The 20,934-nt window shown below is 70.6% G+C and carries 19 protein-coding genes; 11 read left to right on the top strand and 8 right to left on the bottom strand.

The features are described from left to right. The first annotated feature begins 81 nt into the window (after positions 1–81). Complete coding sequence (gene trxA, locus HJG52_RS18845; RefSeq protein ID WP_171245182.1) at positions 82–408, top strand: thioredoxin; 327 nt, start codon at positions 82–84, stop codon at positions 406–408. A 244-nt stretch (positions 409–652) separates the two neighbouring features. After that, complete coding sequence (locus tag HJG52_RS18840) at positions 653–1,828, top strand: N-acetylmuramoyl-L-alanine amidase (RefSeq protein WP_346767848.1); 1,176 nt, start codon at positions 653–655, stop codon at positions 1,826–1,828. Between the two features lie 157 nt (positions 1,829–1,985). Here HJG52_RS18840 and HJG52_RS18835 read toward each other — a convergent pair whose 3' ends face one another. Further along, entirely contained in the window at positions 1,986–3,143 is a 1,158-nt protein-coding gene (locus HJG52_RS18835; RefSeq protein WP_171245181.1) for a ParB/RepB/Spo0J family partition protein, read from the bottom strand. Positions 3,144–3,152: 9 nt separating this feature from the next. Continuing rightward, positions 3,153–4,427: an AAA family ATPase gene (locus HJG52_RS18830; protein WP_346767847.1), complete on the bottom strand. Its 1,275-nt coding sequence runs from the start codon at positions 4,425–4,427 to the stop codon at positions 3,153–3,155. A gap of 134 nt (positions 4,428–4,561) precedes the next feature. Between HJG52_RS18830 and HJG52_RS18825 the strand changes: the two genes are divergently transcribed. Further along, entirely contained in the window at positions 4,562–5,389 is an 828-nt protein-coding gene (locus tag HJG52_RS18825; protein WP_171245180.1) for an alpha/beta hydrolase family protein, read from the top strand. A 14-nt stretch (positions 5,390–5,403) separates the two neighbouring features. On the opposite strand, the gene rsmG is transcribed toward HJG52_RS18825, so the two are convergent. The 6 genes from rsmG to rpmH form a co-directional block, all read right to left on the bottom strand. Next, the gene (rsmG, locus tag HJG52_RS18820; protein WP_171245179.1) at positions 5,404–6,204 is read right to left on the bottom strand and encodes a 16S rRNA (guanine(527)-N(7))-methyltransferase RsmG; all 801 of its coding nucleotides are present in this window, start codon (positions 6,202–6,204) and stop codon (positions 5,404–5,406) included. A 29-nt stretch (positions 6,205–6,233) separates the two neighbouring features. Then, the gene (locus tag HJG52_RS18815; protein WP_171245178.1) at positions 6,234–6,854 is read right to left on the bottom strand and encodes a Jag family protein; all 621 of its coding nucleotides are present in this window, start codon (positions 6,852–6,854) and stop codon (positions 6,234–6,236) included. A 16-nt stretch (positions 6,855–6,870) separates the two neighbouring features. After that, complete coding sequence (gene yidC / locus HJG52_RS18810; RefSeq protein ID WP_171245177.1) at positions 6,871–7,971, bottom strand: membrane protein insertase YidC; 1,101 nt, start codon at positions 7,969–7,971, stop codon at positions 6,871–6,873. 95 nt (positions 7,972–8,066) lie between these two features. Continuing rightward, a complete protein-coding gene (yidD, locus tag HJG52_RS18805; protein WP_171245176.1) occupies positions 8,067–8,375 on the bottom strand; it encodes a membrane protein insertion efficiency factor YidD in 309 nt (102 codons plus the stop codon). Next, positions 8,372–8,755, bottom strand: a complete 384-nt coding sequence (rnpA, locus tag HJG52_RS18800) for a ribonuclease P protein component (protein WP_171245175.1) — start codon at positions 8,753–8,755, stop codon at positions 8,372–8,374. Before rnpA ends, yidD begins: the two co-directional genes overlap by 4 nt. Before the next feature lie 10 nt (positions 8,756–8,765). Then, positions 8,766–8,903, bottom strand: a complete 138-nt coding sequence (gene rpmH, locus HJG52_RS18795) for a 50S ribosomal protein L34 (protein WP_106297453.1) — start codon at positions 8,901–8,903, stop codon at positions 8,766–8,768. A 464-nt stretch (positions 8,904–9,367) separates the two neighbouring features. Between rpmH and dnaA the strand changes: the two genes are divergently transcribed. The 8 genes from dnaA (at position 9,368) to gyrB (ending at position 20,815) form a co-directional block, all read left to right on the top strand. Next, positions 9,368–10,924 carry a chromosomal replication initiator protein DnaA gene (gene dnaA, locus HJG52_RS18790; RefSeq protein WP_171245174.1) on the top strand — a complete coding sequence of 519 codons (1,557 nt, stop codon included), beginning with the start codon at positions 9,368–9,370 and terminating at the stop codon, positions 10,922–10,924. Positions 10,925–11,717: 793 nt separating this feature from the next. Further along, complete coding sequence (gene dnaN / locus HJG52_RS18785; protein ID WP_171245173.1) at positions 11,718–12,851, top strand: DNA polymerase III subunit beta; 1,134 nt, start codon at positions 11,718–11,720, stop codon at positions 12,849–12,851. A gap of 98 nt (positions 12,852–12,949) precedes the next feature. Next, entirely contained in the window at positions 12,950–14,125 is a 1,176-nt protein-coding gene (gene gnd, locus HJG52_RS18780) for a phosphogluconate dehydrogenase (NAD(+)-dependent, decarboxylating) (protein WP_171245172.1), read from the top strand. A gap of 19 nt (positions 14,126–14,144) precedes the next feature. Next, on the top strand, positions 14,145–15,341 hold the full coding sequence (gene recF, locus HJG52_RS18775; RefSeq protein WP_171245171.1) for a DNA replication/repair protein RecF: 1,197 nt from the start codon (positions 14,145–14,147) through the stop codon (positions 15,339–15,341). Next, complete coding sequence (locus HJG52_RS18770) at positions 15,334–15,864, top strand: DciA family protein (protein ID WP_346767846.1); 531 nt, start codon at positions 15,334–15,336, stop codon at positions 15,862–15,864. The genes recF and HJG52_RS18770 overlap by 8 nt, the downstream gene beginning before the upstream one ends. A gap of 70 nt (positions 15,865–15,934) precedes the next feature. Continuing rightward, positions 15,935–17,428 (top strand): protealysin inhibitor emfourin, encoded by a 1,494-nt coding sequence (locus HJG52_RS18765; protein ID WP_171245170.1) that lies wholly within the window; start codon positions 15,935–15,937, stop codon positions 17,426–17,428. A gap of 151 nt (positions 17,429–17,579) precedes the next feature. Next, positions 17,580–18,278: an N-acetyltransferase gene (locus tag HJG52_RS18760; RefSeq protein WP_171245169.1), complete on the top strand. Its 699-nt coding sequence runs from the start codon at positions 17,580–17,582 to the stop codon at positions 18,276–18,278. A 392-nt stretch (positions 18,279–18,670) separates the two neighbouring features. After that, a complete protein-coding gene (gene gyrB, locus HJG52_RS18755; protein WP_171245168.1) occupies positions 18,671–20,815 on the top strand; it encodes a DNA topoisomerase (ATP-hydrolyzing) subunit B in 2,145 nt (714 codons plus the stop codon). Positions 20,816–20,934: the final 119 nt, after the last annotated feature.

The following is a 20,934-nucleotide window of genomic DNA, read 5'->3' as shown; positions in this document are numbered from 1 at the left end:
ACGCTGGCGCCACGGCCGCACCCCCGACTCGTCTTCATCCCGACCGCAGCACCCGACCGCAACACGAGAGGAGCCCCCGAAGTGGGAGCCATCAAGGACACGACCGACGCCACCTTCGACGCTGACGTCCTGCAGAGTGACAAGCCCGTCCTCGTCGACTTCTGGGCGCCGTGGTGCGGTCCGTGCCGCGCGGTCGCCCCGATCCTCGAGGAGCTGGCTGAGCAGCACAAGGACAAGATCGAGGTCGTCAAGCTCAACACCGACGAGAACGTCCAGGTGAGCAGCCGCTACGGCATCACCGGCATCCCGACCCTCAACGTCTACGTCGGCGGCGAGGTCGTCAAGACCCTCGTGGGTGCGCTGCCCAAGCCCAAGCTGGTCCGCGAGCTCGCCGACTACCTGAACTGACCATGTGGCGCGCCAGCCGCGGTGCGCACGAGCTTGCGCGCGTGCTGGCGCACGACGAGGTATGCCGGCCGAGCCCCCTGGTGGGCCGGCCGGCATACCTGTGTGTCGGGTGGGACGGACGGGAACAGGCCTCGGCCGTCCACGGGCGCGGCAATTGGTCGCACGCGCCAACCTGACCTAGGCTGCAGCGTCGGCTCCCCCGCCGGCACCGCTCTGACCTGCACAAACACGACCCGGAGGCTTTGTGTCCGACAGCAAGCACGGCCTGCTCGGCCTCGGTGACCACGGCCCTGCCGTCGCCGACGTCCGCGCCCGGCTCGCCGCCCTGTCACCGGACCAGCTGCCCGAGCGCGGCGCCCTCGACGGGGCCGCCGACCCGAGCGAGTTCGACGAGGGCCTCGAGCGAGCCGTGCGCTCGTTCCAGCAGGCCAAGGGGCTCATCGTCGACGGGGTCGTGGGCGTGGAGACGTTCACCGCGATTGACGGTGCGCGGTGGGGGCTCGGTGACCGGATCCTCGTGCACACCCCCGGCAAGCTGATGCGCGGCGAGGACGTCGTGGCCCTGCAGGAGCGGCTCAACACCCTCGGCTTCGATGCCGGCCGGGTCGACGGCCGGTTCGGAGCCGACACCGAGCGTGCGGTGCGCGGCTTCCAGCGGGCCTACGGCCTGGCCGGTGACGGTTCGGTGGGCCCGCAGACGTTGCGCGCCTTCACCGACCTGCGTCGTTCGGTCTCCGGCGGCTCGTCCACCGTGCTGCGCGAACGAGAGATCGTGCGCCGGTCGGGCCACAACCTCAGCGGGCGCACGATCGTGCTCGACCCGGGCCACGGCGGCGCCAACACCGGTGTCCTCGCTGGCGGGCTGGTCGAGGCCGAGGTCGTCATGGACCTTGCCCGCCGCATCGAGGGCCGGCTGACCGCGATCGGGGTCTCGGTCGTCTACACCCGCACCGAGCAGACCGACCCCTCCGAGGAGGAGCGCGCTGCGATCGCCAACGCCGCGGGCGCCGACCTCGTGCTGTCCCTGCACTGCGACTCCCACGACGTCCAGGACGCCAGCGGGGTCGCCACCTTCTTCTTCGGCCGCGACCGCACCACGTCGTGGTCGGCCGTCGGCGAGCACCTGGCCGACCTGCTGCTGCGCGAGGTCGTGGCCCGCACCGGGCTGGCGAACTGCCGCTCGCACGGGCGGTCGTGGACGCTGCTCCAGCAGACCCGGATGCCGGCGGTGCGGGTCGAGGCGGGGTACCTGTCCTCACCCGTCGACGCGGCGCAGCTGGCCCAGCCGGCCTTCCGCGACACCCTGGCCGAGGCGGTGCTGGTGAGCCTGCAGCGGATGTACCTCGGCGAGGACGACACCGCCACCACGGGCGTCCTGCACCTCGGCGACCTGCGCGCCTACCTCGCCGCACACGGCTGACGCCGGTCGCCCTCGGGATCCCGAATCCCCTTCTCCCCCAACGGTTTTCGCCAACCCTCGTGAGAAAAGGTCAGCCGGATCCGGTCAGGGTGCACCGTGTCCGGATCAGGTGCACCTGTCCGTCGGGGTGGGCGGCAGACCTCCCGGCTGCGGGGCGTCAGTCGCGCGGGTCGACGCCGAGCAGTCCGACGATCCGGTTGAGGTCCTCGACCGAGGCGAACTCGACCGTCAGCTTGCCCTTGCGCTGACCGAGCGCGATGTTGACGCGCGTGTCGAAGCGGTCCGAGAGCCGCGCCGCGAGGTCGTCGAGCTGCGGGTGACGACCACCCGCACGCGGACGCCGGGCCTTGGCCGTGGCGCCCTGGTCACCGCCGAGGGTGACGATCTCCTCGACCGAGCGGACGGACAGGCCCTCGGCGACGATGCGCTGGGCGAGCCGCTCCATCGACGCGCCGTCCTCGAGCGCGAGCAGCGCGCGGGCGTGCCCGGCCGACAGCACACCGGCGGCGACGCGCCGGGCGACCAGCGGCGGCAGCTTGAGCAGCCGCAGGGTGTTGGAGATCTGCGGGCGCGAGCGACCGATGCGGCCGGCGAGGTCGTCGTGCGTGCACCCGAAGTCCTCGAGCAGCTGCTGGTATGCCGCGGCCTCCTCCAGCGGGTTCAGCTGGCTGCGGTGCAGGTTCTCCAGGAGCGCGTCACGCAGGAGGTCGTCGTCCTCGGTCTCCTTGACGATCGCCGGGACGGTGTCCTTGCCGGCCTCCCGGCTCGCGCGCCAGCGCCGCTCACCCATGATGAGCTCGTAGTGGATGCCCTCCGGCACCTCCTCATCAGCACCCTGACCTGCGGAAACGGGTCGGACGACGATCGGCTGGAGCACCCCGATCTCGCGGATCGAGTGGACCAGCTCGTCCATGTCGTCCTGGTCGAACACCGTCCGCGGCTGGCGGGGGTTGGGCCGGATCTGGTCGACCGGGATCTCCCCGTAGGTCGCACCCGGCACGGGCGCCAGGTCGTCGGAGACGGAGGCGGCCTCCGTGTCGCCGTCCGCGTCGGGCGACTCGGACGAGGCGGGGGTGTCGGTCCGGCTGGTGTTGTCCCGCTGCTCGGCAGCGCCGGGCTGCGTCCCCTCCTGACCGTCCTGGGGCACGACTGGGGCCTCACGGTCGACCACGTCGGTGGCGGTCCCCGCCCCGGACTGGTCCTTCGCCTGCTCGGGGAAGAACACGTCGACCGGCCGGGCCGACGTGGGAGCGGTCGGGGCGTTGGGGATCAGGGCCCCGAGGCCACGGCCGAGGGCGCGACGCTTCTCACTCATGGGTCACTCTCAGTTCTGCGCGGGTGCGCTGGGGTCGGACGCCGCACCACGGTCGGCGAGCTCGGACGCGGCGGCCAGGTAGGACAGGGCTCCGCTGGAGTTGGGGTCGTAGGTCATCACGGTCTGTCCGTGGCTCGGCGCCTCGGACACCCGCACCGACCGCGGCACCGTGTTGCGCAGCACCTGGTCGGGGAAGTGGGCCCGCACCTCGTCCGCGACCTGCGCCGACAGCCGGGTCCGCCCGTCATACATCGTGAGCAGGATGGTCGACACGTGCAGGTCGGGGTTGAGGTGGCTGCGGATCAGCTCGATGTTCTTGAGCAACTGCGACAGGCCCTCCAGCGCGTAGTACTCGCACTGGATGGGGATGAAGACCTCCTGCGCCGCGACGAACGCGTTGACCGTGAGCAGGCCCAGGCTCGGGGGGCAGTCGATGAGCACGTAGTCGGGTACTACGCCGCCCTCGGTGGCGGTGTGCTCGAGGTAGGCCGCGATGGCCTTGTCCAGCCGCGTCTCCCGCGCCACCAGGGACACCAGCTCGATCTCGGCACCGGCCAGGTCGATGGTCGCGGGCGCGCACCACAGACCCGGCACGTCGGGGCACTCCTGCACCACCTCGTGCATGGCGGTGCCCTCGACCAGCACGTCGTAGATGCTCGTGACCTCCGCGTGGTGCTCGATCCCGAGCGCGGTGCTCGCGTTTCCCTGGGGGTCGATGTCGATGACGAGCACGGTCAGCCCGGCCTGGGCCAGCGCGGCGGCGATGTTGACCGTCGTGGTCGTCTTCCCCACGCCACCTTTCTGGTTGGCCACCGTCAGTACGCGCGTCTGGGCCGGCTTGGGGAAGACACGTCCCGTGAGCGCGATCCGCTTCCGCGCGTCCTCGGCCACCGCCCGCGCCAAGGGCGTGTCATGGTCGGTGTCGGGGAGCGAGGCGGCCAGGGCATCACGCTCATCCGTCGCCGTTTCACGTGAAACCGACACCGCCGCCAGCGCCTCCTCGGCCGCGGCCGCCGAGGGCTCGCCCGCGTCGGCCTGCGTTGTTTCGGCCGAGCTCTCGGTCGGTGCCGCGGGCGGGGTCGGCCGGGTCTCGCTGGAAACCGCGTCCGTCTCCGTTTCACGTGAAACATCGGTGCTGGCGGTCTCGTCGGCCACCATCTCGTCAGCCACCATCTCCTCGTGGCGTACCGACTCCGGGCTGGGCCACCCGACAGGGGAGGCCGTCGACCCGACGAGGGAGGGCCACCCGAGGCCACGTTCCAGCTGGAGGACTGCTGTACTCACTCGCTCACCTCGTCGGCCATGGGTTCCATCCAACCGTACGGCGCTGACGGGCCACAACGTGGGTGCCACGCGCTGGGTGCCTCGTGCGCAAGACTGGGCCTGTCCGGCCCACACCACCACCAGATCGGAGCCGTATGCCGTCGCCATCGGTCCCGCTCGACCTCGCCGTGGGTGGGCTGGCACGGTCGGCGCTGGCCTGGCTACCCGCGAGCACTGGTGGTGCTGCCCTGGTCCTCGACCTGCACGGCAGCGGGTTCGACGCCGCCCGCCACGTCGCGGTCACGGGCACCCCGGCGTGGGTCGACGAGCACACAGCGGTGGTCGTGGCACCCACCGCTGCCGTGCCGCTGCAGTTCAAGGGCGTCCGGCAGCCCGGTTTCGCGTGGTCCATCCCCGGGGTGCCCCTGTTCGGGGTGCCGCCCGGCACCGCGACCCGCGAGGTGGACGACACGGCATACCTCACGGCACTGGTCGAGCACGCCCACCGGGAGTGGGGCACGGACGCGGACCGGGTCTTCGCGCTCGGCTGGTCGGGCGGCGCCCGGCTGCTGTCGCACTGGGCGGGGCAGGAAGGCTGCCCGGTGACGCGGGTCGTCTGTGTCAGCGGCGTGCGCACCCCACCTGCCCCACCGCGGGCCGGGCTGCTCGCGCTGCACGGAGCACGGGACCAGATCAACCCCTGGCACGGTCTCGACCAGCCACGGTGGGCCGAGTCCGTGCCGACGGCAGCCCAGGCGTGGGCGGACGGGCTCGGCGCCAAATCCGTTGTGCGACAGGCGTCCCCGGCCGACGAGGTGACCACGTGGCATGCCGCCGACGACAGCGTCGTCGCCCGGCTGCACCGGCTGGCCGGCGTCGGTCATGCCTGGCCCGGCACCGCCGACGCGCAGCAGCGGCAACTGTTCGGCGAAGCCGGATCGGTGCGGGCGACCGACGTGGCGGCGGACTTCCTCTTCGCGTGAGGGTCGCGCCACGCTCAGCGGCGCCGGCCCTGACCCTTCGCCCCGCTGCGCTTACGCGACGGGGCGCCCGCCTTGCCTGCGCGCGCCCGCGCCTCGCCGATGGTGAGCTCCACCGCCGTGGTGGCCGGGTCGAGGACCTGGGCCCCGTAGCTGCGGACCTGCGCCGACACCATCCCGAGCCGGCGCAGTGCCGGTTCGTCCGCGGCCAGCTCGTCGGCCGCGGAGGAGCCCTTGAGCGCGACCAGGGTTCCGCCCGCGGTCAGCAGGGGGAAGGTCCAGCGGGCCAGCTTGTCGAGCCTGGCCACGGCGCGAGCCGTCGCCCACGGCACCTCGAGGGTGCCCGCCAGCTCCTCGGCGCGGCCGCGGTGCACGGTGACGTTGTCGAGACCGAGCTCCTCGACCGTGGTCGACAGCCACGTGGTGCGCCGCAGCAGCGGCTCGACCAGGTGCAGCTCGAGATCAGGGCGGGCGATCGCGAGCGCGAGGCCGGGCAGGCCCGCACCGGAACCGATGTCGGCCACCGCGACTCCCTGCGGGAACGCCTCCTGCGCCACGGCGCAGTTGAGCACGTGTCGTTCCCACAGGATCGGCACCTCGCGGGGACCGATCAGGCCGTGGCTCACGCCGGTGTCGGCGAGGATCGCGGTGAACCGCTCGGCGAGGCCGAGCCGATCGCCGAACACGGTCGCCGCGGTGGGAGGCGTCGCGGGAGGCGCCGCAGCTGGCCGAACCGGAGCCTCCCCGGATGACGCCGCATGCGCGACGGGCGCGACCCCTGCCTGGGGGTCGCGCCCGTCGTCGTGGTGCGTGCTCATCTGTCGTGTTTCACGTGAAACGGAACGGCTCAGGAGGCCGGGAGGACCACGACATACCGTCGCGGCTCCACACCCTCGGACTCCGACGCCAGCCCCGCGGCGAGCACCTCGTCGTGCACGACCTTGCGCTCGAAGGCGCTCATCGGGTCGAGCGCGGTGGACTCGCCGCTGTCCTTGACCTGGGCAATGGCCTGCTGGGCCAGCGTCACGAGCGCCGCGCGACGCTCGGCCCGGTGCCCGGCGATGTCGAGCATCAGCCGGCTGCGCTCACCGGTGGCGGACTGCACCGCGAGGCGGGTCAGCTCCTGGAGCGAGTCGAGGACGATCCCGTCCTGCCCCACGAGTCGACGCGGCACCCGGCCCTCGTCCGAGTCGACGATGCTCACCGAGGCGCGGTCGCCGTCGACGTCCACGTCGAGGTCACCGTCGAGGTCGGCGATGTCGAGCAGGGTCTCGAGGAAGTCGGCGGCGACCTCACCCTCCCGCTCGAGCTGGGCCCGGGTGGCGGTCGGCCGCGCCCGACGCGGGGCGGCGGACGCCGCTTCGGTCTCGTCCGTGCTCTGCTCGGCGACGGGCGCCTCGCTGGCGTCGGCCTGGTCGGTCGTCTGGTCGGTCGTCTGGTCCTCGACCAGGGTCTCGTGCTCGCTCATGGTGATGTGTTCCCGTTCAGTTGTCGGTCTTGGGGGCGTTCTCGGTCACTGCCGAGCCGGGCGTGCTGGACGCCTGGGCCTTGCCCTTCTTGGTGCTGGGGGTGCCGGGGCCGCCGGCGGTCTGGGCCTTCTGGCCCGGCTTGGGCGCCTGCGGGCTGGTCTTCTGGGCACCCTTGCGCTTCTTGTTGCGCGTGGGCTGCTGGCGCTGGCCGCTGACCTGCTTGGGGGCGTCGTCGTCGCTCTTGTCCAGGCCCTTGACCGTGAACTCCTCGTGCACCTTGCCGCGCTTGGCCTTGCGGTCGCGCAGCGCCTGCTCCGCGGGGGAGCCGGGCGCCGGCATGCGCCGGATCACGTAGAACTGCTGGCACATCGACCACACGTTGGTGGTGAGCCAGTAGAGCAGGACACCGATGGGGAAGTTCACGCCGGAGATGGCGAAGAAGATCGGCATGGCGTAGAGCAGCAGCTTCTGCTGCTTGGCGAACGGGTTGTCCAGCGCCGACGCCGGCATGTTCTTGCGCATCAGCTGGTGCTGGGTGGTGAACGTCGACAGCGACATCAGCACGATGAGGATGATGGTGACGACCTTGACCGTCGTCGTCTCGGACCCGATGAACTTGTCCGACAGCTGCGCGCCGAACAGGGTCGACTGCTCGGCCTGCGCGGCCAGCTGGCGGGTGATCGGGCCGATCGTGTCCTTGCTGCCGTCGGCCATGCCCTGCAGGCCGTTGAGGACGCGGAACAGGCCGAAGAAGAACGGCGACTGGAGCAGGATCGGCATGCACGAGCTGAACGGGTTCGTGCCCGTCCGCTTGTACAGGTCCATGGTCTCCTGCGTCATGGCCTGCCGGGACTCGGGATCGGTCTTGCCCTTGTACTTCGCCTGGATCTTCTGCATCTCCGGCTGGATCAGCTGCATCCGGCGCGAGGCGTGGATCTGCTTGACGAACAAGGGGATCATCGCCGCGCGCATCACGACCACGAGGCCGATGATCGACAGCACCCAGGCGGCACCGGAGGCCGGCGGGATGCCGATCGCGGTGAAGAGGCTGTGCCAGCCGTACAGGATCCAGGCGACGATCCACTCGAACGGATAGATCAGGTCACTGAAGCTCATCGTGTCCTCGGGTCTGGTGGCGAAGCGGGCTTCGCCGGTGGTTCCGGCCGTTTGGTGGGTATGCCGCGTGGCCGGCAGGTTCTCGGGTGGTCGCCTCAGGCGGCGGCCGGGTGGACGGGGTCGTCCGGGGTGGATCTGGTCTCGGGGATGGGGTCACGGTAGGTGCGCCCCGTGCCGGGCACGTGGTCGACCCCGCCGGCACTCCACGGATGGCACCTGCCCAACCGGCGAAGTGCCAGCCAGGTTCCCCGGACCGGGCCGTGCGTGCGCAGCGCGGTCACGGCATACGCAGAGCAGGAGGGGTAGTAGCGGCAGGTGGCCGGGCGCAGCGGCGAGATGAACCGCTGGTAGAGCACGATCAGCCCGACGAGGGGAGCCGTCGCGAGCCGCGAGAGCCTGCTCATGCCGGGCTCGCCTTCGCGTGCCCACCGGCCAGCCGAGCCAGCACCTTGCCCAGGAGGGCGTCGAGCTCGGCACCCAATTCGTGCGAATTCGATTGTGCCGCAACGGGATTCGCGCGTACGACGACGTCGGTGCCTTGAGGCAGGAGCGCCAGGCGGGAAGCCATCAGGGCCCGCAGACGACGCTTGGTGCGGTTGCGCACCACCGCCGTCCCGACCGCCTTGGAGACAACAAAACCGACCCGCGGCGGTTGTCCCGCACGCGCGTCGGTCTGGTTGGCATGCACCACGATCAGGGTGGAGCCGGCTCGGGCTCCCCTGGGCCCCCGGAACACTGCCGCGAAGTCCGAGCTCACCCGGAGCCGGTTCCCCGCAGGCAGCACGGGGTCGACCTCAGGCGGAGAGCTCGGAGCGACCCTTGCGACGACGAGCCGACAGGATGGCGCGACCCGCACGGGTGCGCATGCGCAGGCGGAAGCCGTGGGTCTTGGCCCGGCGGCGGTTGTTCGGCTGGAAAGTACGCTTGCTCACGAGGGTTTCTCCGTTGACTGGTCGGGCCCCGATGGCCCGGTCGAGATCGAGGTGCCGACCCGTTCGGTCGCCATCGGAAGCCCGCGCCAGGTCGGGCGTCCCACGGGCGCAGAGGCGCGCGCGGACGGACCAGAGGTCACGGGCATGCGAAAGCGGCCGACAGGCCGAGGTCCCACGGTACGCGAGCGGCGTCCACAGGGTCAAACCAGCTACCCCGCCACGAGCGGGTCATCCCATTAGCACCACGACCGGGCCGACCGGCTCCGACACGCCGGAGGGGACCACCGCAAACTGCCCGCCCCGTGGGAAATTTCGCCGGACCGGCTTGCCCGTGCCGGGCCCGGATTGTTAGCGTCCCTCCTCGTCCCCTCTTTCACCCACAGGGTGTGGATAAGTGTGTGGACAGGCACCGTGACCCTGCGACAGGGCAAGCACCGATTCGTCGAAAAGGGGACGTGGCAGCTGTGAGTGAGGCGGATCTGGACTACTCACAGATCTGGCGGAACACCATCGCCACCCTCGACGAGGCCGGGCTTCCCGCCCGTGAGCAGGCCTTCCTCGCCCTGACCCGCCTGGCCGGGCTGCTCGACGGCACCGCGCTGGTCAAGGTGCCCAACGACTACACCAAGGGCGTCGTCGAGCAGCGGGTGCGCGATGCGGTCACCCGCGCGTTGTCCGAGCAGCTGGGCCAGTCCGTACAGCTGGCGGTCACCGTTGATCCCAGTCTCGAACACACCACCGACACCGCCGGTCTGGCCGACCAGCCACACCCGGCCGACTCCGACGCAGCCGGCCCGGGCCACGCAGCCAACTCCGCCGACACGGCCACCGCCGACCCCGGCGCGCATCCCGCGGGCGACCCGACCGGCCCCGGTGGCGAGGCCGCCGCGCAGCCGCAGCCGGCCGGCATACCGACCATCGGCACGCCGCTGACCGAGGCGCCGCCCACGCGCCTGCCCCGTGACGAGGCCCGCGCCACCACCGAGGAAGCCACCCGGCTCAACCCGAAGTACACCTTCGACACCTTCGTCATCGGCGCGAGCAACCGGTTCGCGCACGCGGCCGCGGTTGCGGTGGCCGAGGCGCCGGCCAAGGCGTACAACCCGTTGTTCGTCTACGGCGAGTCCGGGCTGGGCAAGACCCACCTGCTGCACGCCATCGGTCACTACGCCCGCAACCTCTACGGCCACGTCAAGGTGCGCTACGTGAACTCCGAGGAGTTCACCAACGACTTCATCAACAGCATCCGCGACGACAAGGCCAGCAACTTCCAGAAGCGCTACCGCGACGTCGACGTGCTGCTCATCGACGACATCCAGTTCCTGCAGGGCAAGGTGCAGACGCAGGAGGAGTTCTTCCACACCTTCAACACGCTGCACAACGCCAACAAGCAGGTCGTCATCACCAGCGACCTGCCGCCGAAGCTGTTGTCCGGCTTCGAGGAGCGGATGCGCAGCCGGTTCGAGTGGGGCCTGCTGACGGACGTGCAGCCGCCCGACCTCGAGACCCGCATCGCGATCCTGCGCAAGAAGGCGATCCAGGAGCGGATGAGCGCGCCCGACGAGGTGCTCGAGTTCATCGCCAGCCGCATCTCGACCAACATCCGCGAGCTCGAGGGCGCGCTGATCCGCGTGACCGCGTTCGCCAGCCTCAACCGCCAGAGCGTCGACATGGGCCTGGCCGAGATCGTGCTGCGTGACCTCATCCCGACCGAGCAGGGCAGCCAGATCACCAGCGCGACGATCATGGCCCAGACCGCGGCCTACTTCGGCCTGACCATCGAGGACCTGTGCGGCACGTCGCGCTCGCGCGTGCTGGTCACCGCCCGGCAGATCGCGATGTACCTCTGCCGCGAGCTCACCGACCTGTCGTTGCCGAAGATTGGCCAGCAGTTCGGCGGCCGCGACCACACCACGGTCATGCACGCGGACAAGAAGATCCGCCAGCTCATGGCCGAGCGGCGTGCGATCTACAACCAGGTCACCGAGCTGACCAACCGCATCAAGCAGCAGTCGCGCTGACGCCTCGCCCGGGTGCCGGGCCCCGCGCAAAACGGGGGTTGCGTGCGTGAAACCCCACCAAATGCTGCCCGTTTCATGCTCGCAACTCCCGTGTCACGACGGTGTCCCGATGCCTGGTCGTGCACACGTGAGCGCGCGGAGCCACCCTGTCCACAGTTCTCCACACCCTTCTCCACACCTGTGTCCACGCGTTCACCGCTCCGTTACCTGGGTCCGGGGCCGTGCTGGGACCCGCAGGGACGGCACCGGGATTCGGACGAAACGGGACGAAGGGACGTGGTCCACACCTGTGGACAACTCTGTGGGTATGTGGTGGCGGGACTCCACCATCGGGTGAACGGCTGAACCGTCAACCACAACCTGTGGACAACATGGGGAGAACTCGTGCACGACCGCGCCCCGGGCTGGGGACGACACCGGTGCGCCGTGTGGAGACCATGTGGGCGACGCCAGCCATCCACACGAGGTGCCAGCTCGTCCGCAGGCCTGCTCCACGGCATACCCACACCCTGCGCGGACCGCTGACCTGCGCGTTCGTGCCTCGTCCACAGGATCCACAACCGCTATGACAACGATGAGATCCCTCAACTCAGCAATCCCGCCCCGAGTACCCATGCGACCGCTCGACCCCCTGGGGAGGGAGAGGCAGGGACCACCAGGGGAAGGACAGAGGACCGAACGACAACTTTGCCGCATCCGGGTTGGCCGCACCGCGCCCGCACACTAGGGTCGGTGCCCACATCACAATCGTGGAATTCCCGCCGCGTCGACGGGTTCTGAAGGGCAGGTACAGGTGAAGTTTCGGGTCGAACGTGAGGTCCTCGCCGACGCCGTGACCTGGGTGGCACGCGGCCTGCCGGCCCGGCCCCCCGTGCCAGTGCTCGCCGGTGTGCTCATCGACGCCGACGAAGAGGGCAGCATCACGCTCTCGGCGTTCGACTACGAGGTCTCGGCCAAGATCACCGTGCCCGCCGAGGTCGCCGAGGGCGGCCAGGTGCTCGTGCTCGGCCGGCTCCTGGCCGACATCTCCCGCAATCTGCCGGCCAAACCGGTCGACGTCGCCACCGACGGCAGCAAGGTCTCGGTGACCTGTGGCTCGTCCCGGTTCAGCCTGATGCAGATGCCGGCTGACGACTACCCGACCCTGCCGACCGCGCCGGAGGCCAGCGGCACCATCGCCGGTGACGTCTTCACCCAGGCCGTGGCCCAAGTGTCGGTCGCGGCCGACCGCGGCGACACCCTGCCGATCCTCACCGGGGTCCGGGTCGAGATCGACGGCTCGACCATGACGCTGCTCGCCACCGACCGCTACCGGCTGGCCATGCGCGAGCTGACGTGGAACCCCAACGCGACCGATGCCAGCCACCTCGCGCTGGTGCCGGCACGCACGCTGTCCGAGACGGCCAAGGCCCTCGGTGCCTCCGGGTCGATCGAGCTCGCGCTCGGCGCCAACGCCGGTGGTGACGGGCTCGTGGGCTTCGAGGCCGGGCAGCGGCGCACCACCACCCGCCTGCTTGACGGCGAGTACCCGAAGGTCACCTCGATCTTCCCCACCTCGGTCGACACCGAGGCGGTCGTGTCGACCGGTGAGCTGATCGAGGCGGTCAAGCGTGTCGCCCTCGTCGCCGAGCGCAACACCCCGGTGCGGCTGCGGTTCACCGACGGCCAGGTCGCGATCGAGGCCGGCACCGGCGATGACGCCCAGGCGTCCGAGGCCGTCGAGTCCACGCTCACCGGGCCGGAGATCGAGATCGCGTTCAACCCCCAGTTCCTCCTCGACGGGCTGGGCGCGGTGGGCACCGCCTTCAGCCGGTTCTCCTTCACCCAGCCGTCGCGGCCGGCGGTGCTCAGCGGCCAGGACGAGCAGGACGGCGAGGCCGACACCTCGTACCGCTACGTGCTCATGCCGGTCCGCTTCGCGAGCTGAAACCCTCGGGCGTAGCCTGACGGGCGTCGCCCCGTGGGGGTGACACCACGGCATACCCGCATCGCAGTCTCATCGCAGCCTCACGAAAGGGCGTTCCCATGCAGCTCGGTCTGATCGGTCTCGGCAAGATGGGCGGCAACATGCGCGAGCGGCTGCGCCGCGCGGGGATCGATGTCGTGGGGTACGACCGCAACCCGAAGGTGTCCGACGCCAAGAGCCTGGCCGACCTGGTCAAGAAGCTGCAGGCACCGCGCATCGTCTGGGTGATGGTCCCGTCCGGGGCACCGACCCGCGACACGATCGAGAAGCTGAGCAAGCTGCTGTCCAAGGGTGACCTCGTCATCGACGGCGGCAACAGCAAGTACACCGACGACTTCGAGAACGAGAAGTTGTTGAAGGCCAAGGGAATTGGCTACCTCGACTGTGGTGTCTCCGGGGGCATCTGGGGCCTGGAGAACGGCTACGGCCTCATGGTCGGCGGCTCCGCGGCGAACGTGAAGCGAGCCATGCCGATCTTCGACGCCCTGCGCCCCGAGGGTCCGCGCGACGAGGGCTTCGTCCACGCCGGCAAGGTCGGCGCCGGGCACTACACGAAGATGGTCCACAACGGCATCGAGTACGGCCTGATGGCGGCGTACGCCGAGGGCTACGAGCTGCTCGAGGCGAAGGACATCGTCACCGACGTGCCGGGCGCCTTCAAGGCGTGGACCCGTGGCACCGTCGTCCGGTCCTGGCTGCTCGACCTGCTCGTCGACGCGCTCGAGAAGAACGAGCACCTCGACGACGTGTCGGGCTACACCGTCGACTCCGGCGAGGGCCGGTGGACCGTCGAGGAGGCCATCAACCTGTCGGTGCCGATGCCGGTCATCTCGGCCTCGCTGTTCGCGCGGTTCGCCTCGCGGCAGAAGGAGTCGCCGACGATGCAGGCGGTTGCGGCGTTGCGCGGAGGCTTCGGCGGGCATCAGGTCATGACCGTCAAGGAGGGCGAGCAGCTGCGCGAGGAGGGCGCGCCCCAGCACGAGAAGTCGGTGCAGGTCAAGGCCGCCACCAAGGAGAAGCCGACCAAGAGCGCGGCCAAGGCTGCTGCCAAGGGCCGCAAGGCCGCGGCGGCCGGGCCCTCGTCCGGCACCGGGTCCACCTCCGCCGCCGGTCGCGGCCGCTCCGGGGCCACCCGGGCCGGTGCGACCTCCGGCACCGGGTCGACCGGCGCGCAGGCGAGCAAGCGGGGCGCGGCGAAGCGGGGCGCGGCCAAGCGCGCCGCGAAGAAGGCCTAGCGGGCCGCCGCAGGTCGAGGTGTACGTCCGCCACCTGTCGGTCGCCGACTTCCGCAGCTACCCGAAGGCCGAGCTGCCCCTCGAGCCGGGCGTCACCACGCTGGTCGGGCTCAACGGCCAGGGCAAGACCAACCTCGTCGAGGCGATCGGCTACCTCGCCACCCTGTCGAGCCACCGGGTCGCGACCGACCAGCCGCTCGTGCGGTTCGGGGCCGAGCAGGCCGTGATCCGGGGCGCGATCATGCGCGACGGCCGCGAGACCCTGCTCGAGCTGGAGGTCAACCCGGGCCGCTCCAACCGGGCGCGGCTCGGGCGTTCGCCGGTACAGCGCCCGCGCGAGGTGCTCGGCACCCTGCGGACGGTGCTCTTCGCGCCGGAGGACCTGGCGCTGGTCAAGGGTGACCCGTCCGAGCGGCGCAAGTTCCTCGACGACCTGCTCGTGGCGCGCCAGCCGCGCTGGGCCGGGGTGCGCAGCGACTACGACAAGATCCTCAAGCAGCGCAACGCTCTGCTCAAGTCGGCACAACCGTTGCTGCGCAAGGGATCTCGCCGTCGGCCGCGTCCCGGCGAGGACCTGTCCGACGAGGCCCGCGACTCGGCGCTGCACACGTTGGTCGTGTGGAACGAGCACCTCGCCACGGTCGGCTCGCAGCTGCTCTACGCCCGGCTGCGGCTGTTGCGCGACCTCGGCCCATACCTGGCCAAGGCCTACGACGAGGTCAGTGCCGGTCAGTCCGACGCCCGCGTGACCTACAAGTCGTCCCTGCGCGAGGCGGCGGCCGCGTCGCTGGCCGGCGGTGAGGTGCCCGAGATCGAGCAGCTGCGCACCGAGCTGCTCGCGACGCTCGAGGAGGTCCGCGAGCGCGAGGTCGAGCGCGGCGTCTCCCTGGCCGGACCGCACCGCGACGACCTCGTCCTGGCGCTCGGCGAGCTGCCGGCCAAGGGCTATGCCAGCCACGGCGAGTCCTGGTCGTTCGCGCTGGGACTCAAGCTCGCGGCATACCAGCTGCTCCGGCACGATCTCGGCGAGGACCCGGTGCTGATCCTCGACGACGTCTTCGCCGAGCTCGACTCGGGCCGGCGCGAGCGGCTCGCGGCGATGGTGGCCGACTGCGAGCAGGTGCTCATCACCGCGGCGGTCGAGGCGGATGTGCCGAAATCCCTTGCGGGACAGTCGTATGCCGTGTCGTTGGGTGAGGTGACCGCACGTGAGTGACGTGGATGACGAGGTCCCTGAGGAGCCGGCCGAGGACGCGGCCGCGGCTGCACTGGAACGTGCCCGCGCGGCGGCCAAGGAAAAGGGGCTGCGGCCCGGGCTGCGGCCGATGCGTCGGCGGGTGGCCGGCAGACGGGACCCGGCCGGTGACCGCGGCCGCGACGGCCGCGACCCGGTGACGCTCGGCGACCAGCTCGACCGGCTGACCAGCGACCGCGGCTGGAAGGTCGACGTGGCGGTGGGTTCGGTGATGGGCAGGTGGCCGGCGATCGTCGGGCCGGAGGTGGCCCAGCACTGCGCGCCGGTGACGTTCGAGGCCGGGGTGCTGACGGTGCGCGCCGACTCGACGGCCTGGATGGTGCAGCTGCAGCTGCTCGAGGCGAGCATCATGGGCCGGTTGGAGAACGAGGCGGGCAAGGGCACGGTGACCGAGCTCAAGATCGTCGGACCGAGCGCGCCGTCGTGGAAGAAGGGCCCGCGCCGCACCGACTACGGCCGCGGTCCGCGGGACACCTACGGCTGAGCCGGTCGAGCGCAAACGGGGCACGCTCGCCGGGTCGCGGGCGTCGGTGGGCAGGGGCATGGTGATGGGTATGCCGTCCCAGCCAGTCCCCTCCCCCGTCACCGACTCATCCGGTCAGCGCTCGTCAGGTCACCGGTGCTCGATCGTGCCGCCGTACCTGCTCGAGGCGATGGCCGGAGGTGAAGGCGACGTCGCGCAGATCGCCCGCCGCACCCTGCAGGTCGACGCCACCCACCGGCAGCGGCGGGCTGGCCGGCCGACCGCCACGCCCGAGCCGGGTGGTGCGGCGACGCCGAAGCCGCAGGCCGACGACGGCAGCGGCCCGCAGCGGGTGATCTCTGATGCGGGGGGCACCGAGACCCTGCCCGGCACCAAGGTCCGCGGCGAGGGTGACCCGGTCACCGGCGACGAGGCGGCCGACGAGGCCTACGACGGGCTCGGCGCGACGTGGCAGCTGTACGCCACGGCATACGGGCGCGACTCCCTCGACGACAAGGGCCTGCCCCTGCTGGCGACCGTCCACTACGGGCGCAACTACGACAACGCCTTCTGGGACGGCACCCAGATGGTGTTCGGCGACGGCGACGGGCAGGTCTTCAACCGGTTCACGGTGGCCGTCGACGTCATCGGGCACGAGCTCACCCACGGCGTGACCGAGCTGACGGCCGGTCTGACGTACCAGGGGCAGCCGGGCGCGCTCAACGAGAGCGTGTCCGACGTGTTCGGGTCGCTGGTGCGCCAGCAGCTGCTCGGGCAGAGCGCCGACGAGGCCGACTGGCTCATCGGCGCCGGCCTGTTCACGCCACAGGTCAAGGGCGTGGCGCTGCGCTCGATGAAGGCGCCGGGCACCGCCTACGACGACCCGCAGCTCGGCAAGGACCCACAGCCCGCGACGATGGACGGCTACGTCGAGACCACCGATGACAACGGCGGCGTCCACATCAACTCCGGCATCCCCAATCACGCCTTCTACCTGGCCGCGACCGCGATCGGCGGCAACGCGTGGGAGAAGGCCGGGCAGGTCTGGTACGACACGCTCACCGGCAGCGGCATCGCGGCCGACTGCGACTTCGCGACCTTCGCCGGTCTGACGGTGGCGGCCGCCGAGGCCCGGTATGCCGCGGGCTCACCCGAGGCGACCGTCGTGCGTGACGCGTGGGTCCGGGTCGGGGTGCTGAGCGCCGACGGCGGTGGCTCGGGTGACAGCGGTGGCTCTGGCGGCTCCGGTGGCCAGGACCCGACTCCCGACCCGGCACCCACCGGCGACTCGTCGGCCAACGCCGCCGAGGTCCGGATCAGGCGCACCGGCGGCCTGGCCGGTCAGGTGCGCGAACGCACGGTGGCGGTGGACTCGCTGCCGGGCGCCGACGCCTCCGCGTGGAGCGACCTGCTGGCCGGCGACCGGCTGACGACGCTCGCGCAGCAGGCCCGCGAGGGGCGGACGATCCCCGACTCGTACACCTACCACGTGGCCTGCCCGCCGCAGGGCAACGAGGTCACCCTGCCCGAGCACGGCCTGCCCGAGCCGGTCCGGGACCTGTTCCACCGCACCCTCGCCGACTGACCCCACCTGTCACAACTTTTCCGCGTCAAGCGCGAAAGCTGGCTTCACTCGGTCCAGTAGAGCGAGTGAAGCTGAAGGTTCCCGAGCGAAGTGCGCAGGCCGGTTCCTCAGTCGGGCGCGACCCAGCTGCGACATCTGCCACGATGCGGCCATGCTGATGGACCGGCCGACCGGGGCTGAAGCCGACGCCGCCCGAGGGTCGCTGGAGCGGCACCCGGTGGCCGAGTTCCTGCTCAGCGCGTGGCACGCGCCGCACGGTGCCGTCGACGGGTCGTGGGTGCGGATGCCTCCTTGGCGCGACGGCCTCGGAGCGGTCCTGGCCGTGACGGGACGGGCCGCCGTGGTCGCGCCGTCGGACGTCACCGATGCCGAGCTGTCGGCGCTAGGCGTCGACGGCTGGGGCCAGGCCCACGACCCGCGCGTCATGAGTCGCCTGGCCGGATCGCGGGGCTGGGTCGACGTGCTCGATGCCGTGCTCGTGGTCGAAGGGACCGGTCGCCCCGACCCCGCGGTCGTTCCGAAGCCGGGCCTACGTCACCACCCGCGGGTCAGTCACGCCCTGGCGTTACGCGACGAGGTGGAGGTACACGGCTACGAGGGTGACGATGAGACCGTGCTCACCCTGGCGCGTGGTGTCGGCGGCCTGGCTGAGCTGAGCTTCGAGCTGGCACCAGCAAGGCGCGGACAGGGAGGTGGCAGTGCGCTCGCTGCCGCCGCACGCGGCCTCGTCCCCGAGGGCGAGCCCCTGGTCGCCTGCGTGTCGCCGGGCAACGTCGCCAGCTTCCGCGCGCTGCTGCGGGCCGGCTTCACCCCGATCGGCTCGGTGCAGCTCTACCGACCGTCTCCCTGACCTCCTGCGCGCCTCAACTTTTCCGCGTCAAGCGCGAAAGCTGGCTTCACTCGGTCCAGTAGAGCGAGTGAGGCTGAAGGTTCCCGAGCGAAGTCCTCGGGCACTCAGGTGACGGGCCACGTCAAGGTGACCACGCGGCATACCGGGAAATCGCCGAAATGAAGCGCTCAGGGGTCGGGTGACGATCCCCGATGCACATTGCCGCGTAAATTTCGCGCAAAGGTGGGCTCACGGGCCTCCTGACGCTAGTTCTGACACCGGCGACGGGTAGACTGGGAGCAGTTTCGCGGCCAGCTGGTCCACCAGGCTGGTCGCGTTCCATGAGCAGGGTTCGACGAGCAGCCCGGGCACCACCAGAGCCGTTCGTCGCGCCACCAGCGAACAGGAGCACCGTGCCCGAGCAGTTCGACCGCCACGACCAGAACGACACCCCCGGCGAGAACACCGGACCCGACGCCACTGGACCCGACACCACCGAGCACCTCACGGCCGCCGAGGCCGAAGCGGCCCGCGCGCACGCGGAGGCCGAGCTCGCTGGCGTCGAGCCGGGCGCCGACTACGACGCCAGCGCCATCCAGGTGCTCGAGGGCCTCGAGGCGGTCCGCAAGCGTCCCGGCATGTACATCGGCTCAACCGGCGAGCGCGGCCTGCACCACCTCGTGTGGGAGATCGTCGACAACGCCGTGGACGAGTCGCTGGCCGGGTATGCCGACACGATCGACGTCACCCTGCTCGCCGACGGTGGGGTGCGGGTCAAGGACAACGGCCGTGGCATCCCGACCGGCATGAACGAGCAGTACGGCATCTCGACCGTCGAGCTCGTGCTCACCCAGCTGCACGCCGGTGGCAAGTTCGGTGGCGGCGGTTACAAGGTGTCCGGTGGTCTGCACGGCGTCGGTTCGTCGGTCGTCAACGCGCTGTCGACCAAGCTCGACGCCGAGGTGCGCCAGCTCGGCCACGTCTTCCGGATGTCGTTCGACCAGGGTGTGCCGGTCGCTCCCCTCGCCGAGGAGGAGGCGACCGACGAGACGGGTTCGACCATCACGTTCTGGGCCAACCCCGACATCTTCGAGACGACGACCTACGACTTCGAGACGATCCGGGCGCGGTTCCAGCAGTACGCCTTCCTCAACAAGGGCCTCACGATCAACCTCGTCGACGAGCGCGAGCCGGCCGACGAGGCGGATGCGGCAGCCGAGGGCGACGACGTCGTCGACGAGACCGAGAAGAAGACCCGAGCGGTCTCCTACCGCTACGACAACGGCCTGGTCGACTACGTCACCCACCTCGTCGGGTCCAAGCGGGCCGAGCCGGTCAACAAGGAGATCATCTCGATCGAGTCCGAGGACACCGACCGCCAGCTCAGCCTCGAGCTCGCGATGCAGTGGACGACGGCCTACTCCGAGTCGGTCCACACCTACGCCAACACCATCAATACCCACGAGGGCGGCACCCACGAGGAGGGGTTCCGGGCGGCGATGACCAAGCTCATCAACGACTTCGCCCGCAAGCAGAACCTCCTCAAGGACAAGGACGACAACCTCACCGGAGACGACATCCGCGAGGGTCTCACCGCCGTCATCTCGGTCAAGGTCGGCGAGCCGCAGTTCGAGGGCCAGACCAAGACCAAGCTCGGCAACTCCGAGGTCAAGGGCTTCGTCCAGCGGGCCATGACCGACGAGTTCGGCCACTGGCTCGAGGCGCACCCGAACGAGGGCAAGGACATCGTCCGCAAGTCGATCCAGGCCGCCGCCGCCCGCATGGCCGCCCGCAAGGCGCGCGAGGCGACCCGGCGCAAGGGCCTGCTCGAGTCCGGCGGCCTGCCCGGCAAGCTCAAGGACTGCCAGAGCAAGGACCCGTCGATCTCCGAGGTCTTCATCGTCGAGGGCGACAGCGCCGGCGGCTCGGCCGTGCAGGGCCGCAACCCGCACACCCAGGCGATCCTGCCGATCCGCGGCAAGATCCTCAACGTCGAGAAGGCCCGCATCGACAAGGTGCTGGCCAACAACGAGGTGCAGGCGCTGATCAGTGCGTTCGGCACCGGCATCGGCGAGGACTTCGACCTGTCCAAGGCGCGCTACCACAAGATCGTGCTCATGGCCGACGCCGACGTCGACGGCATGCACATCCGGACGCTGCTGCTGACGCTCCTGTTCCGGTTCATGCGCCCGCTCATCGAGGCCGGTTACGTCTACCTCGCGCAGCCGCCGCTCTATCGCCTCAAGTGGAGCAACCACGAGCACGAGTTCGCGTTCAGCGACCGTGAGCGCGACGCGATGATCGCCGAGGGCCAGTCCCGCGGCTGGCGCCTGCCCAAGGAGAACGGCGTCCAGCGCTACAAGGGTCTCGGCGAGATGAACTACCACGAGCTGTGGGAGACCACGATGGACCCGGACCACCGCGTCCTGCTCCAGGTCACCCTCGACGACGCGGCCGCCGCCGACGAGATCTTCGCGATCCTCATGGGCGAGGACGTCGAGAGCCGTCGCGGGTTCATCCAGCGCAACGCGCGCGACGTCCGCTTCTTGGACATCTGATGCGTATGCCGCGTGCTCGCCTCCGCGGGCGCGTCGCCCTGGCGAGCGGCCGGCGACGTTCCACGTGAAACCAGCCACGCGGCATACCGAACGAGCTTTTGACTGACACTGTGCGAAAA

It is taken from the genome of Knoellia koreensis, from assembly GCF_013041615.1.
Taxonomy (GTDB): domain Bacteria; phylum Actinomycetota; class Actinomycetes; order Actinomycetales; family Dermatophilaceae; genus Pedococcus; species Pedococcus koreensis.
Note: the sequence above shows the minus strand (reverse complement) of the source record. Positions and strands in the feature narration are given on the sequence as shown.

Coding starts and splice junctions, on each gene's coding strand:
- HJG52_RS18835 (WP_171245181.1), bottom strand. CDS start 3,143: ATGAGTGAGAAGCGTCGCGCCCTCGGCCGTGGCCTCGGGGCCCTGATC.
- HJG52_RS18825 (WP_171245180.1), top strand. CDS start 4,562: ATGCCGTCGCCATCGGTCCCGCTCGACCTCGCCGTGGGTGGGCTGGCA.
- rsmG (WP_171245179.1), bottom strand. CDS start 6,204: ATGAGCACGCACCACGACGACGGGCGCGACCCCCAGGCAGGGGTCGCG.
- HJG52_RS18815 (WP_171245178.1), bottom strand. CDS start 6,854: ATGAGCGAGCACGAGACCCTGGTCGAGGACCAGACGACCGACCAGACG.
- yidC (WP_171245177.1), bottom strand. CDS start 7,971: ATGAGCTTCAGTGACCTGATCTATCCGTTCGAGTGGATCGTCGCCTGG.
- yidD (WP_171245176.1), bottom strand. CDS start 8,375: ATGAGCAGGCTCTCGCGGCTCGCGACGGCTCCCCTCGTCGGGCTGATC.
- gnd (WP_171245172.1), top strand. CDS start 12,950: ATGCAGCTCGGTCTGATCGGTCTCGGCAAGATGGGCGGCAACATGCGC.
- HJG52_RS18765 (WP_171245170.1), top strand. CDS start 15,935: ATGCCGTCCCAGCCAGTCCCCTCCCCCGTCACCGACTCATCCGGTCAG.
- HJG52_RS18760 (WP_171245169.1), top strand. CDS start 17,580: ATGCTGATGGACCGGCCGACCGGGGCTGAAGCCGACGCCGCCCGAGGG.